Source organism: Burkholderia sp. HI2761, from assembly GCF_002223355.1.
Classification (GTDB): Bacteria; Pseudomonadota; Gammaproteobacteria; order Burkholderiales; family Burkholderiaceae; genus Burkholderia.
Genome location: NZ_NKFN01000007.1, coordinates 1,421,838 through 1,435,415, shown reverse-complemented (window position 1 = coordinate 1,435,415; position 13,578 = coordinate 1,421,838). Strand labels below are relative to the sequence as shown.

The 13,578-nt window shown below is 67.1% G+C and carries 11 protein-coding genes; 2 read left to right on the top strand and 9 right to left on the bottom strand.

The genetic code is table 11. The annotated features are described in order from the left end of the window. Positions 1-94: 94 nt before the first annotated feature. From pilV to CFB46_RS24005, 9 genes are all read right to left on the bottom strand, one after another. On the bottom strand, positions 95-1,792 hold the full coding sequence (gene pilV / locus CFB46_RS24045) for a shufflon system plasmid conjugative transfer pilus tip adhesin PilV (RefSeq protein WP_089501511.1): 1,698 nt from the start codon (positions 1,790-1,792) through the stop codon (positions 95-97). After that, entirely contained in the window at positions 1,785-2,264 is a 480-nt protein-coding gene (gene pilM / locus CFB46_RS24040) for a type IV pilus biogenesis protein PilM (RefSeq protein ID WP_089501510.1), read from the bottom strand. The genes pilV and pilM overlap by 8 nt, the downstream gene beginning before the upstream one ends. A gap of 52 nt (positions 2,265-2,316) precedes the next feature. Further along, on the bottom strand, positions 2,317-2,871 hold the full coding sequence (locus CFB46_RS24035) for a type 4 pilus major pilin (RefSeq protein WP_089501509.1): 555 nt from the start codon (positions 2,869-2,871) through the stop codon (positions 2,317-2,319). Positions 2,872-2,974: 103 nt separating this feature from the next. Then, positions 2,975-4,051, bottom strand: coding sequence for a type II secretion system F family protein (locus tag CFB46_RS24030; protein ID WP_089501508.1), 1,077 nt, complete (start codon positions 4,049-4,051; stop codon positions 2,975-2,977). Next, positions 4,041-5,825: a GspE/PulE family protein gene (locus CFB46_RS24025; protein WP_089501507.1), complete on the bottom strand. Its 1,785-nt coding sequence runs from the start codon at positions 5,823-5,825 to the stop codon at positions 4,041-4,043. The genes CFB46_RS24030 and CFB46_RS24025 overlap by 11 nt, the downstream gene beginning before the upstream one ends. Before the next feature lie 4 nt (positions 5,826-5,829). Further along, entirely contained in the window at positions 5,830-6,408 is a 579-nt protein-coding gene (pilP, locus tag CFB46_RS24020; RefSeq protein WP_027782670.1) for a type IV pilus biogenesis protein PilP, read from the bottom strand. Then, complete coding sequence (gene pilO2 / locus CFB46_RS24015; protein ID WP_089501506.1) at positions 6,398-7,714, bottom strand: type 4b pilus protein PilO2; 1,317 nt, start codon at positions 7,712-7,714, stop codon at positions 6,398-6,400. Before pilO2 ends, pilP begins: the two co-directional genes overlap by 11 nt. A gap of 24 nt (positions 7,715-7,738) precedes the next feature. Beyond that, complete coding sequence (gene pilN, locus CFB46_RS24010) at positions 7,739-9,472, bottom strand: PilN family type IVB pilus formation outer membrane protein (RefSeq protein WP_089501505.1); 1,734 nt, start codon at positions 9,470-9,472, stop codon at positions 7,739-7,741. After that, positions 9,472-10,662 carry a toxin co-regulated pilus biosynthesis Q family protein gene (locus tag CFB46_RS24005; RefSeq protein WP_227789610.1) on the bottom strand — a complete coding sequence of 397 codons (1,191 nt, stop codon included), beginning with the start codon at positions 10,660-10,662 and terminating at the stop codon, positions 9,472-9,474. The genes pilN and CFB46_RS24005 overlap by 1 nt, the downstream gene beginning before the upstream one ends. 766 nt (positions 10,663-11,428) lie before the next feature. Here CFB46_RS24005 and CFB46_RS23995 point away from each other — a divergent pair. Both CFB46_RS23995 and CFB46_RS23990 read left to right on the top strand, forming a co-directional pair. After that, complete coding sequence (locus CFB46_RS23995; RefSeq protein ID WP_089501502.1) at positions 11,429-12,865, top strand: helix-turn-helix transcriptional regulator; 1,437 nt, start codon at positions 11,429-11,431, stop codon at positions 12,863-12,865. A 174-nt stretch (positions 12,866-13,039) separates the two neighbouring features. Beyond that, positions 13,040-13,507: a lytic transglycosylase domain-containing protein gene (locus CFB46_RS23990; protein ID WP_089501501.1), complete on the top strand. Its 468-nt coding sequence runs from the start codon at positions 13,040-13,042 to the stop codon at positions 13,505-13,507. Positions 13,508-13,578 lie beyond the last annotated feature (71 nt).

The following is a 13,578-nucleotide window of genomic DNA, read 5'->3' as shown; positions in this document are numbered from 1 at the left end:
GCGGTGCCGGCGCAATGGCGTCGCTTTCGCCGGTCGCGCCGTGCGTGGCGGTGCTGCGAAGGTGTGCGGTGTCGATCGGTTCACGGTTGGGCGCTCAGTAGTAGGAGTTGATCGTCCAGCCCGCCGCGACGGGCGTGTTCCAGACCGTCTGGCCGGACTCCCCGCAAAAGCTGCTGACCCACGGCGTCGTGATGCCGGCGTACGTCGCCCAGTTCGTCGTCACGATGATCGTGTAGGTGCCAGGCGTGCCGGCCTGGGACAGCGCGTTGTTGATCCCGCCCGAATCGTCCTGAAGCGTCGGCGTCTGGCTCTCCGTATGCCCGAGGTTGTGGTTGCCGCCGTCGGTGATGTCGATGCTCTGCGAGAGCTGCCCCCGGTTGCCGGAGGGGCCGTTGCACATGCCGTCGTTCAGGTGCGCCCAGGTGGACGCGACGATGATCCCCGGCTTGGTGAGGTTGACGGTCGTCCTGAACGTATACGAGTACGTACCGTTGCTGCCGTTGTACGAATAGGCGCCCGATTGGAAGTTCGTCGCCGGCTGGCCCGTGCAGGCCGAGTAATCGCCCGCGCCGTTCGGGTTGGCCATCACGAGCTGACAGCCGGTGAGCGACGACGCCGGCTCGATTTCGCTTTGCGTTTGCCACCGGCCGCCGCGGCACGACAGCACGCGCCCGTTCGCATCGGTGGAGACGAGCGTCGTGCTCGCCGACGCCGGTGCGATGGCCGAATTCTGCGGCGCGGGCGGGCATGGGTCGCCGACGTTGTGCGCGTTGCCGAGCGCGAGATTGCCCGCTTCGTCCACCGCCAGCGCCTGCCATGTGGCGCCGTCGTACGCATAGGCCCGATTCGTCGCGGCGGTGAGCCGCACGTCGCCCTGATGCGCGACAACGCCCCCGAGCGCCGCTTCGTTGGCCACCGGTTCGCGCCAGTGATAGGCCGCCTGCGGCACCCAGAGGTTCTGCGTTCCATCGCAATTCAGGACGTTGCCCGAAGCGTCGGCCGCGATGGCGCCGGGCTGCGTGCAGGCGGCATAGTCGATCTGACGCGCGAGCACGATCGGCACTTGCATCGTGTTCGCCTGCGGATTGCCCGGCACGGCCACGCGGTACAGATAGTCGACGTTCTGCGCCTGCGTGCCGTCGTAGAAAATGAGGCTCGCCAGATGTCCCGTGCCCGTTTTCTTGTTTGTGCAGGATGTATTCGCCGGGTTCGGCGTATCGACCTTCCAGGTGCCGAAGGCGCCGGTGGCCGCGCCGGTCGCATTGTTCGTCGCCTGGATCGAACCGCCGCCCGGGCCGGCATTCGCCGCGATGTAGCCGAGTTCGGGATCGGGAATGGTCCGGCCGCCCTCCGTGACGAGCAGCGCCTGCAACGCCACCGGATTGGCGCCGCCCGGGGCCGCGTAGACGAGCAGGCACGGCGCCTGACCATAGGGGTTGGTGCCGCTCAACGCATTCGGAAGGTAGGTCGACAGCTGATACGTCGAGCCGGTCATTTTCGCGATCACCGGCGAGGTAGTCGTGGCCTGGGCCGCGAGCGCCGTGTAGTTTTGCCGAACGAGCCGCGTGGCAGCCGCCGTCAGCTGCGACTGATAAAGCGCGGCCTGCTGCGCGCGCGTATCGTCGAGCGACGAGTTCGTGAGCGCGACGAGGCCCGCCATCATCAATGCGGCGAGCGCAAGCACGGCCAGCATCTCCACCATCGTGAAGCCGGCCATACGGCGAGCCGGCCACGCGCGGGGGCCGGGACGACGCATGCCGGTGCGGGCAACGGTATGGGTGCGCTCAGTCATACGCTTGCGCCATCCATACCGGCATGCCGTTCGGGATCGCGTTCGCCAGGGCGGCCGGCAGCGGCACCGCCGGATTGCCGGGGGACACGAGGTTGGCGCCGAGCGCCACGCCGGCCAGCGCCGAGCCCTGCGCAATCTGCTCGATGCCGTCGACCGCCGCCGCGGCCGCCGCGGATGCCGCATAGACCACGACCAGGCTGCCCGCATAACCGGTATTGGGTTGGACGTAGTTCCGCCACATCGGATCGGGAACGGTCGCCCCGAGGTAAGCCGCGAGGCTCGCCGCCGGCACGCTGCCCGCGAACGACGGGTTGGCGCGCGCGAAGGCCGCCACGGCCTGCCGGTAGGCGCTCATGTTCGCCGCGAGCGCCATCGCCGACGGCGCGAGCGGTGCCGGCGCCGCCTCGGCGCCGAGCAGCGCGTAGGCACCGGTAAGCATCGCGAAGGCGGCGACGATCCAGATCAGGAACATGGCGGGCGGCGCGTGGCGTCAATCGGAGCGAAGGCCGAGACTCGGGCCGCGATCAGGCGGAGGTCCAGATGATGTTCTTCGCACCACCGGTACAAGCCGCCTGAGCGGCGGCGGGCGTTACCGGCACGGTTTGCGCCGTACCGCCGATAGAGACGGCCGTCCACGTTCCGCCCGCAGATGCCGCGTTGATGCATACGTCCGTCGGCACGGAATCGAATTCGATCGTGAATGTACCGGTGCCGGTGCCCGTAACGGTTACCGCGCCACCCCAGGCATCGGTGACGGTATTTGCCGCGGTGTCGATGACGAGCGTCGTCGGGATGATGCCGGCCGAAATGGCGACGGTCGTCGCCAGCCCGGTGTAGCCGTTGGTCTGCCCCATATACAGCTTCTTGACGCCGGTCTGGATGGCCGTCACCTGCTCGGCCGTCTGATTCGACGAAGCACTGCCGAATGCGCCGCGCAGCAGCGCAATGGCGCCGATGACGACGATTGCGGCGATCCCGAGATAGGCGATCGCCTCGAGCAGGGTGGCGCCACGCTGCGTGCGCCGCGCCCCCCGGCTGCCCACCCTGGCGCGAATCGATGCGACGGTCTTGACCTTCATGTTGCTCTCCTTGGTTTCCTCAATCGGCACTCGAGAAAGACGTGCCCTCTCCTTTCAACACCCGTTCGTTTGCGCTGCGCCTGCACGTCATTACACGGCAGGCTCAATGCAGACTCCGAGCCAAAGCCGCAATTTCCTGCTGAATTCCGAAGAAGCCGCTGATGAGCCACGACAGCACGAGCGCGAGCACGACGATCGCCGCGCCGTTGATCACGCGCATCTGCGCCTCGATCGTCTCCACGCCGTCGGTCATCCATTCGTTGGCGATCGCGTGCAGCGCCTCGGCGAAGCCTTTGTATTCGGCATACACGCACAGATCGTCGACGATCTCCTCCGAAGGAAACCGGTAGCCGGCATTCTTCATCGCCTCGCCGACGTTGAGCCCCGACTTCACGCCGAACAGCATGTCGTCGATTCGCTGCCTGAGCCACGGCTTCGCATCGGTGGCCAGCCGCGCGAGAGAGCGCTCGACCGTGAAGCCCGCCGCCTGCAGCGACGAAAACGCGACGAGAAAACCGCAGCCCGTAATGAGCCGATAGATCGAGTAAGGCGGGTAGCGGTCGAGCCAGACCCGCACGTTGCCGGACCAGCGCGGCATCGAGTAAAAGAGCGCCGCGACGAGGATCGCGAGCACCACGAGGCAGTAGATCATGCCGCCCTGCACGAACCGGGACAGCTCGTAGAGCGACTTCGCCACGCCGTGCCAGCGCTCCGGGCTCACGATCGACGCGAAGCGCGGAATCACGAGCTTGCCGAAGAGGTACACGTACCCGATCGTCATCGCCACGATCACGCACGGGTAGGTCAACCCGCCCACGATGGCCGTGCGGATCCGGCGGCTGTACTGCACGACGTTGCACACGTTCAGCAGCGCGGCCTCGAGGCGCCCCGACTGCTCGCCGGCCATGACGATCATCTGCTCGGTATGCGGCACCCACCACGCCATTGCCTCGGCCAGCATGCCGCCGTTTTGCACGACGCTGCGCCAGTCCGCGAGCGTCAATGCCAGCGGCTCGTTCGGCTTGCGGCCCTCGTGCGACGCACGCAACTCGAGCTCCTCGAGAATCTTGAGCAACGGCAAGCCGTTCGCGAGCATTTTCGCGATCTTGCGATAGAGCCGCAGGCGCGCCTGCGTCGTGAGTTGCAGGCGCGCCCAGCGCCGGTTGAGCTCAAGTGCCATAGCCGCTTCCGAGCGGCTGCGGCCGCCCCCCGCTGCCCGGCATGAACGGGCCGACCACCCGCTCCGCCATGCGCGGATCGACGAGACCCGCCGCCACTTTTTCGAGCGCGTGCTGCGCGACCGTCTGCCCCGCGAGCTCGCCGAGCCAGTACGCCTGCGCATCGGGCTTGCGCCCGGCGCGCAGCAATTCGCAAAACGTCGCGTCGGTGCGCACGACCTCGGCCACCACGGTCCGGCCGACCGTGCCGTTCTTGCAATGCGGGCAACCGGGCCCGGCCACGCGCACCGCGTCGAACCGCGCGCCGACGGCCCGCTTCACGCGCGCGACGAGCCCCATGTCGAGCTGCGCCATCGCCTCGGCCAACGGGCGCGAGCAGTGCGGACACAGCAGCTTGACGAGCCGCTGGCTGATGAGCCCCGTGACGAGCGATTCGTCCGTCACCATCGCGATCGGCAAGCCGAGATCGACGAGACGGTCCACGATCGCGAGCGCGCCGTTCGCGTGCACCGTCGTCCAGACCTGATGGCCCGTCATCGCGGCGCGCAACGCGCTTTGCGCCGATGCGCGGTCGCGCACCTCGCCGATCATGATCGTATCGGGATCGAGCCGCATCGCATTCGCGATCGCGGCGGCGAACGCGAGCGAGCGCGCCTCTTCCGTCGGCGCGTTGACGACGGGCGTCTGCACGGCGCCCTCGATCGGGTACTCCACCGGATCTTCCACGGTGATGACGTGAATCGAGCCGGCCATCTCGCGCAGTTGCTTCGTCAGCACGCGCTGCAACGTCGTGGATTTGCCCGAGCCGGTCGGGCCGCTGATGATGTTCATGCCGTGCGGCTGCTGCGCGAGCAGCTCGAACGCGTTCGCCTGCGCCGCCGTGAAGCCGAGCTCGGTCAGGGCAGTCGCCTCGCCCGCATCGTTGTAGAGCAGCCGCAGCACCATGACGCTGCCGACGCTCGTGGGCGCCGTCGCGATCCGCACGCCGAAAAGCCGGTCCGGCAGCTTGTCGCGATCGCCGATGGCCGCGTCCTGGCGTTCGTTCGGCTTGTAGGTGTTGTCCGATACGCTCGACATCGCCGCATAAAGCGTGGCGAGCAGCCGCTCGCCGTACTCGCGCGTCTGCTCCGACATGCGCACGAGTTCGTTGTGGATGCGAAAAAGAATCTCCGTGCTGAAGCGGTTCACGCGGATATGGATATCCGAGGCACGCGCGTCGCACGCCCGCGTGATCAGGTTCTTCGCGACGACCTGCATCTGCGTGTGATCGATGCGCTCGGCACTGCCGTCGCGGCGCGGGCCCTGATAGCTGCGCCTGATCGCATCGAGTGTCGCGAGCCGCGTCGTATAGCGGCAATTGAGCCGTTCGAGTCTCGCGCAGTACGACAGCACGAACGGATTCATTTCGTGCCCTTCCGCAACGAGCAGCGTGCCGTCGTCGAGCAGACAGAGAAACTTGCGCTCCTCGTCGCTCGCGGCGAATTCGCCGCTGTCGGAAAGCGGGCGCGCCACCGCGGCGAGCGGCAGCGCCTGCCCCGGCGGCGGGTTTTGCGACGCCGTTTGCGCGGGCAGCACCGAAGCGGCGGCAGCAGCGGCCACGGCGCTCAGCGCCGGCTCGCGTGGCCGCGCAACGGGCGCGAGCGCCGGCGCGGCGGGAGCCGCGGGCTGAACCTCCGCAAGAGACGGATCGGTTTCGATCGGCTTCACGGCACGCGAGAGAATCAGCGGCGTCACGCTTGCAGGCGTCTTGCCCGGCGGTGTCGGAGACGAACTCATCGCATCACCTCGCAGGCATCGGCAAAGCAGGCAGCGGCGGCACGCCGGGCGAGCCTGTCGACGCCAGGTTGCGGGCGGGCTGCTGCCGCGCGCTCGCGGAGACGGTCAGCGTCGTGCGCCGTCCGTCTTGCGATGCGAGGACGATCGCACCCGGGCGAATGGCCGCCACGCGCATGCCGTTGGGCAGCGTATCGCCGGGCCCGACGTCGAACTCCGCTCCGTCGCTCGTCGCCACCGTTGCGCCGAGCTTCTTGCCGAGCCCTTGTGTCGCCACGAGCGACACGTCCGAATACGAGGAGACGGTACTGCCCATCCGGTGCAGCGCTTCTTGCCGCTCCGCCACCTGCGCCTGCGCATCGAGCTTTTTCAGCTGTGCCTTGAGGATCATCGTTTCCTCCTGTAGCCGCATCAGTTCGTTGGCGGCCTGCACGGCGGCCGGTGTCGGAACGACGTTCATGCGCGGCGCCGCTTCAGCGGGCGCGGCGGCCGCGGCAGCTGCGGCGCTGGCCTCGCCGAACGCGGCCAACGGCCACGCGCAGCAGCAGGCGAGCACCAGCACAGTCCATGCTTCGTCATTTCTCATAAAGCACTCCGTCGAGCGTCCACTGCCCGGATTTGTATGAAAGCGTCTCGACGCGCACGCCCGGCTCGTCGAGGTACCTGATGAGGCTGTCGGGCCGCACGTCGCCCAGTTGCGCGGACATGCGCCAGGTCTGCCAGCTCGGCGCCGGGGGCGGGCCGCCGCCCGGATGCAGCCGGTCCAGCGTTTGCGAAGCGAGGCTGCGCTGCGGCGCGCTTGCCGGCTGCAGCGTGAACGTCAGACCGATGCCAAGCAACTGGAAGGCGGAAAGCATGCGCAAGCGCACGCCGTGCACGCCATCGAGCACTTCGTCTCCCCCCACGGGCAATGCCAGCGGCTCCACGTAGCTCGCATGCTCGCCGTTGCCGTCGATCGTCGCGCGCGGCTCCGTCGCCATCAACATCGCCACGTTCGATCCGCCCCGCGACCAGCTGTAGCTGACGTTCGAGGCGCGGCAAACGTAGTCGTCGAGTTCCCAGCCGCCCGGCGCGATGTGCGTGAAGTGATCGAGGCACGCGCGAACGAACGCATCGGGCCGCGGCTCGCCGGCCCAGGGGTGCGCGGCTTCGGGCGGTGCCGCGGGCTTGGGCGGATGCAGCGCGAGCTCCGCGCGCATCCGCTCGAACGCCTGCTGCCGCTCGAGTTCCATACGATGGCGCCGGTACGCGACGATGCCGGCCACGACCGCGGCCACCACCACGATCGCAACGGCGACCAGCAGCACCTCGCGCCGCGGTGCGCGCCGCGAGACACGCGACAGGTTGAGCCAGCGCGGCAAATTCGGCTTGCCGCCCCGGCGCGGGATCATGTCCTCGATACGCCGCGCGTAGAAGTTGTGGAACCCCTGCACTTCCAGCTGCGGATCGCCGATGACGACGTTCCAGCCGCCGAGGCTGTAATCGCTGTGCAGCCGCTCGAACACTTCTTCGCTGGAACCGATCCAATCGCCGTTCGGCAGGAACGCGCCGTCGCGCACGGCGAAGTAGGCCCAGCGCCCGTCGGGCAGATGAAACGCGCCGAGCCAGTTCGGCGCCGGCTGCTGGCGCCCGTCGTAGAACGCGCCTTCGGCCGCGATCGTCTTCGACACGAGCGCGCCCAGCGACGGCAAGCCCGGTTGCGCGCCCTCGCGCGTGCTCGCGAAACCCGCGCCCGCGAAGGTGCGGTCGATACGCAGCACCATCGCATCGAAATTCAGGCGCGCGGCAAGTTCCACCGCCTCCGCGCGCAGCGCGTGCCGGCGCGACAGCGATTGCCAGAAAAGGCCGCATATGAAACGCTGGCGGCCGATCTCGATGATTTGCGTCGCCATATGGATCCTGTGCCCGAGCGCGCGTCAAGCGCCGTTGATCGCGATCGGCGAAAGCAGGATGACGATCACCTCGCGCGTGCCGGAGGCGTTGAACCCGCCCATCGCATAGTTCGACGGATGGCCGACGCCTTGCCGGTTATCCAGATCGGTGATGCCCTCGTAGCCGCTGATGACGAGCGTCTGCCCCGACTTCACGGCGATGCGCTGCAGGAAGTTGCGCGTATCGACGGTCGGCAGCTGGATCTGCTGGTTCGTCGGGCCGAACGGCACAAGGTTCACGAGCGACGAAATGTTGCTGTAGAACTGCATCATGATCGTGCCGTCGTCGAGGATGTGCGGCAGCACCGTGAGGTTGAAGCCGGTCGTGATCGTGCCCGGCGTGAGCGACGTCTGGCTGCCGACGTTGACGGTGTTGGTCGTCGAGATCTGCGCGAGATAGCCTTGCTGCTCGGCCACCTGCACGGGAACGGGCTGATCGTTGAGCGTCGTGATCGAGGCCGAGGTCTTGCGGTGCACCGTGCCCTGCGTCGAAAGCGCATCGATGATGGCCGTCGTGCTCGACGCGCGGCTCGACGGCGTGATCACCGTGGCCGAGAGCTCGCTCGGGTTCTGGATCATGCTCGTGAACGCGGTGGTGATGCCGAACTGCGTGCCGAGCGCCTGATAGACCGCGTGCCAGTTGATGCCGTAGCTGTCCTGTGCGGAAAGCGTGACCGAGAGCACCGTCACGTTCACGAGCACCTGCCGCGCGAGCACGCGGTTTTGCTGCTCCATGAACTCGCCCACGCGCTCGAGCACATCGGGCGTATCGGTGACCGAGATCGAGCCCGTGGCCGGCGAGGTGATGACCGAGCCTACCGGAGAGAGCATCGCCTTGATCGCCGTCTGCAAGCCGTTGTACACCGAGAGCTGCGCGTTCATCGTGATGTTCGCGGTGTTGTCCGACGACACGGACGGCGAACCGGACGTCCCGCCGCCTCCGCCGCCGATGCCCGCGCCACCGGCGCCCGATCCGCCCGCGCCCCCCGCGCTGTTGCTCGACGCGCCGCCGCTGTTGCTCGCACCGCTCACGACGTTCGTATCCAGCTTCGAGTCGCCCGGAATGGCGACGACCTGATAGACGCGCGTGGCCGTGTAGAAGAAGACGATCGCGCCGTCCTCGTACTTCCAGTAGACGCCGAAGCGCGCCGACGCCGTGTCGAGCAGCCCGCGCAGCGTGCCGCCCGAATACGCGATACGCACGGGCGAGGATACGCTCGGCACGCGTGCGGCCACCGTCGCGGCGCTCGTGCTCGGCGCGGGCCCCTGCAGCAGGCCGGCGGGCAGCGGCGGCACGCCGGGATACGCGCCGGCGCCTCCCGTATCGACCGCGGTCTGCGTGGCGCGCGCGGCCGCTTCGCTCGTGCCCGGCGCAACCTTGGCCGGCAGGTGCGCGAGGCGCGAAATGCGATCGGCAAACATGCGCAGCGAATCGACCGTGCCGTCGAAGCTCGCCGGCTCGTCGAAGAGCTTCGGCAGCGTCGATTTCGTCGCGATCTTGATCGTCTTGCCCGAAAGCCAGAGTTCGTCTTTGACGATGACGCCGTCACTGCCCGGCACCGCGCGGTTGTCGCCGTTCGAGAGCTTGCCGAGCAATTGCCCCGCACGCGCGGTATCGGCCTGCGAGTTGCGCTCGATCTTGTCCAGCAGACCGGTGCACCCCGCGAGCAGCGAGAGGCATGCGGCAAGGATGACGAAAGGACGACGGAGGACGCTCATCAACTTGCTCCTTTGGGAACGACGCGCATGACGCGGTTGCGCTGGTACAAGACCACCTGAATCGGCACCTGCGAGCCGGCGAGCGCATTGGTCACCTGACGCAGCGCTTCGGCGAGCGTGCCGTGTATCGTGGCCGTCGCGTCGACCTGAAAATCGGTCGGCACGTCCCAAATGAATTGCCAGCCGGCTTCGCTCGCCCAGCGCGCGAGCGCATTGCGCACGGAGCCGTCCGACAGGCGCATCTGCCACTCCGTGCGCTCGGGCGGCGCGGCGGGTACGAACGCCGGCGTCGCGGCGGCCGCCGACGACGGCGCCGGCGAGTCCGGGCCGGACGCCGGTTGCGTGGCGGCGAGCAGCGGGGGCGCCATGGCGTCACGCTTGGCGGGCGCGGGTACCTGCGCTCGCGGCGGTGCTGAAACAAGTGCGGGTACCGATGCCGGCATGGCCGGCCCGGCTGCCGGTGCGGGCGACATCACCGGAGCGGGCGCCGGTGCCGGCACGGGCGGGACCGCCGGTGTGCGAGCCGATGCCGGTGTTGCAGGCGTCGACGTCGAAACGCGCGCCTGCGCCACGGTCTGCGCCTGTGCAATGGCAAGTCCCGCCGCGGGAGCCATCGGCGCCGCGCCCGTGGGCAAGGTGGAAGACGCATTCGTCGCAGCACCGTTCATGCGCGAGGCCGCGCCGGGCGCAGGCGAGGAAGGCTGCGACGCGTCAACGTTTGCACGCCGCGCATGCGCCGTCACCGTGAGCAAACGCATATCCGTATCGATGCGCGCCTGCAGCGCAGGATCGCCCGACAGCACCTCGCCGAGCGCGTGCACGACCGACGAGCCGGCGCGCCAGCTCACGGGCGCGTCGGCCCATGCGCCCGCGTTCGGCACATTGATGCTGTAGCTCGTCGGCATGATCTGCTCGAGCGCGCGCAGCAGCGGAACGTCGTGGCCGCCCGAGCGCACGACGCCGCCCAGGCGCTGCCCGCCGTCGACGATGACTTGCTGATCGGAAGCGTGCGCGACCGTGCAGGCGAACCAGACGCCGCACGGCAGCGCCCGAATTGCCAACGGCATCACCGCTCTCCAGACATTCGCCCTCGCCCGGTTCCACCTCTTGTCGCTCACGCACCTCGGACGCACCGGAAGCTCTATTTTTTTTGTTGCCACGTTCTTTTCAATCTGCTTGAACCATGTCAATAGCTGCCCTGAAAGCAGTACCGAAAGGCGTCAGGAATTCGAAAGAAATTCTGTAAGAAAACAGTAACGACGCGTAAGGATAGCACTACAGCTCAATGAATGTTTACGACAAAGTAAACCGCACCTTTAAGTAAAAAAATACTCGCGGAAAATCATTCATTCTCGGCCGGCATGGATGATACAGGCACTGACGCGAGCGCGTCGTCCTCGCGACACAATCCCCGCCCAGCAAGGCGCTGCGGCATCCGACACGCTTTTTGGAACGTTTCGACGCGAATCGTGGAATCGCGGCCCGTGGAAATATGCCAGATACAATAATGTGCTACGGCACCGTTCGCGGGCGAGTCGCCAATTGGGTGCCGCGCAGGAGATATCCGAATTTCCGTGTGTGAGTCGGATTGAGATTAAGACTCCAATGTTTAATCGTTCTTGATAAACAAGCGCGAACCGATTCATGGCGCTCTTCCAATCGTGACGGGAGCGCACGACGCCTTCGTCGCGCAGACAGGCTCGCCGTGCACCGCGCCAAACAGCGCACGGCGCGGCAAACGTAACAAATCATCAAACAACCGCGACGCACGCCTCCCGCTCGTGCGTGAAAGTCCACCGCGGCACCGCCCTCTCCGACAAATGCCGATGCCGAGCCGAAGGTAACAAACCATCACAAACACGCGACTGAATCGGCCCGCGATGAAAACATGCTCTCACTGCTTCACGAATCGTTTCACGCCGCGTAACGCATCGCTCATTGAGTCAGGAGCACGACATGTTCTCAACGATCTACTTCGCCGCCGCCTCGGCCCTCGCTTTCGACGACACCCCTGCGGACGTCGCCTCGAAAATGCTCCAAGGCCAGTTTCTCGACGCTGTCCGCCACGCCGCACGCCATGCCGATACCGACACGGCGCAAGCTCAGCCCGGCTACGCACTGCTGCAAGTCTGCGCCGACCTCGAGCTGATGCTCGGCCGCCATGAAGAAGCGGAGGAAACGTATCGCCGCGCGCAAAAAGCCATTCGCGCCCATCGCGACGATCTGCGGATCGCGTCGTGCCGCAATACCGGCTGGCAAGCCTTGTTCCGCAACCAGTTCAACGTCGCGCTCAGTTGCTTCAAACGTGTCGGCGAGGAAAAGGCAGCCACGCCGCGCCAGCGTCTCGACAGCCTCGTCGGTGCGACACTCGTTTCGTTTCATCTGGGCTTGATCCAGGCGGCGTGCCATCGCCTCGGTGAGCTGGCCGCGCTGGCGGCAACGCATGACGATCGCCGCTGGAGCTACCTCGTGGAGGCGCTGCGGCGGGACCTCTTCGCGCAGCACGAACTGCACGGTGCCGAGCGACTCGCCGACCACATCTACTGGCGCTCGGCTATCGCGGAGTTCGAGCCGAGCGAGGCACCGGTACCCGGCTCGCAGCCCGCCGGGACCGCGCTGCCGCTGCTGGCCGAACGACTCTCGCACCTGAACCGGCTCGTTTCGCTGGCCGACGGCCGGACGAGCGCGGGCGAAACGCTCAAGCAATACGTGAGCTGGAGCCGCCAGGCAGGCCTCAACGATTATCACCGCAGCCTGTGCCTCGAAATCACGCTGGCCGCGATCGCCGGCCACGCGACGCCGTTGGCCGAAGCGATGCTCGATGCGTCCGGCGCGGCGAATTCGCAAGGCAGCCAGCATGCGCGCTGGTACCTCGACTACCTCTACTGCCGCGCGAAGATCATGCAGCAGCAGATGCGCACGCAGGAATTCGCACAGTTCTACGGCCGCTACGCGCTCGCCTCGATTCAGCATGTGCGCTCGGACAGCATGTCGATGCCCGCCGCCGCGGCCGATCACATGCAGGCATCGCGCACGGCGCAGCGCTCCGACGACGTGAGCGCCCGCCTGCCGGCGAAATACCGCCGCGCCTATCGCTACCTGATGGACAACCTCGACCAGAAGGACCTTTCGGTGCGCGAAGTGGCATCGCATGTGGGCGTGACCGAGCGCGCGATGCAGGCAGCGTTCAAGAACCACCTCGGGCTGTCGCCGAGCGAGCTGATCCGGCGCCAGCGGATGGAGCGCATTCGCGACGATCTGCTCGACGACGGCGCACCGGCCACGCGCGTGCTCGACGTCGCGAACAAGTGGGGCGTGCGCCATCGTTCGACGCTGGTCAACGGCTACCGGCGCGTGTTCCAGGAAGCGCCCTCGGAGACGATGGGCCGCTGAGGGCAGCGGTGTGCGGCGCCAAAGCGCCTGCACCACCGATCGGTAACACGGCCGGCCCGCGGCATTTTTCCGCCCACGCCGTCCGACGAAACGCAAACGCGTGGGTCGGACGGCGTTTTCATTCGCACGTCGGTGCGAAGCGATTCCCGCACCGCTGCTCTTACCGGATGATCCATGATGCGACTATTCACACCCAAGCCGGCGCTCGCGCTGGCGCTTGCCGTTCTGTCCGCGCGGCCCGCCGACGTGCGCGCGCAGACCCCCGACTGCTTTGCGGCGGCCGCGGCCTATCAACATGTGAGCCCCGTCGTGCTGCGCGCGATCGCGTGGCAGGAATCGCATGCCAATGCGAACGCGCTCCATCGCAACCGGAACGGTTCGACCGATTACGGCATGATGCAGATCAACTCGATTCACCTTCCGCTGCTGTCGCGCTACGGCGTCTCGGCGGACGACCTCATGAACCCATGCTCGAGCGTCTACGTGGCTGCGTGGCACCTGCACAAGATGATGGTCAAGTACGGGAATACCTGGGCGGCGATCGGCGCCTACCATTCGGAGACACCTGCCGAGCGCGACCGCTACGCGCGTTCGGTGGAACGCATCGTCGAGCGCATGAAGCTGGCGGATGACGGGCAGTAGACCGAGCAGGGGCAGCCGGGGAGACCCGGCTGCCCGCGAACGTCATCGAGAGAGAAAGCGACGTTGCATGA

Excerpts from the sequence above, each read along its gene's own strand:
- pilV (WP_089501511.1), bottom strand. The coding sequence starts at position 1,792 with ATGACTGAGCGCACCCATACCGTTGCCCGCACCGGCATGCGTCGTCCC.
- pilM (WP_089501510.1), bottom strand. The coding sequence starts at position 2,264 with ATGTTCCTGATCTGGATCGTCGCCGCCTTCGCGATGCTTACCGGTGCC.
- CFB46_RS24035 (WP_089501509.1), bottom strand. The coding sequence starts at position 2,871 with ATGAAGGTCAAGACCGTCGCATCGATTCGCGCCAGGGTGGGCAGCCGG.
- CFB46_RS24030 (WP_089501508.1), bottom strand. The coding sequence starts at position 4,051 with ATGGCACTTGAGCTCAACCGGCGCTGGGCGCGCCTGCAACTCACGACG.
- CFB46_RS24025 (WP_089501507.1), bottom strand. The coding sequence starts at position 5,825 with ATGAGTTCGTCTCCGACACCGCCGGGCAAGACGCCTGCAAGCGTGACG.
- pilP (WP_027782670.1), bottom strand. The coding sequence starts at position 6,408 with ATGAGAAATGACGAAGCATGGACTGTGCTGGTGCTCGCCTGCTGCTGC.
- pilO2 (WP_089501506.1), bottom strand. The coding sequence starts at position 7,714 with ATGGCGACGCAAATCATCGAGATCGGCCGCCAGCGTTTCATATGCGGC.
- pilN (WP_089501505.1), bottom strand. The coding sequence starts at position 9,472 with ATGAGCGTCCTCCGTCGTCCTTTCGTCATCCTTGCCGCATGCCTCTCG.
- CFB46_RS23995 (WP_089501502.1), top strand. The coding sequence starts at position 11,429 with ATGTTCTCAACGATCTACTTCGCCGCCGCCTCGGCCCTCGCTTTCGAC.
- CFB46_RS23990 (WP_089501501.1), top strand. The coding sequence starts at position 13,040 with ATGATGCGACTATTCACACCCAAGCCGGCGCTCGCGCTGGCGCTTGCC.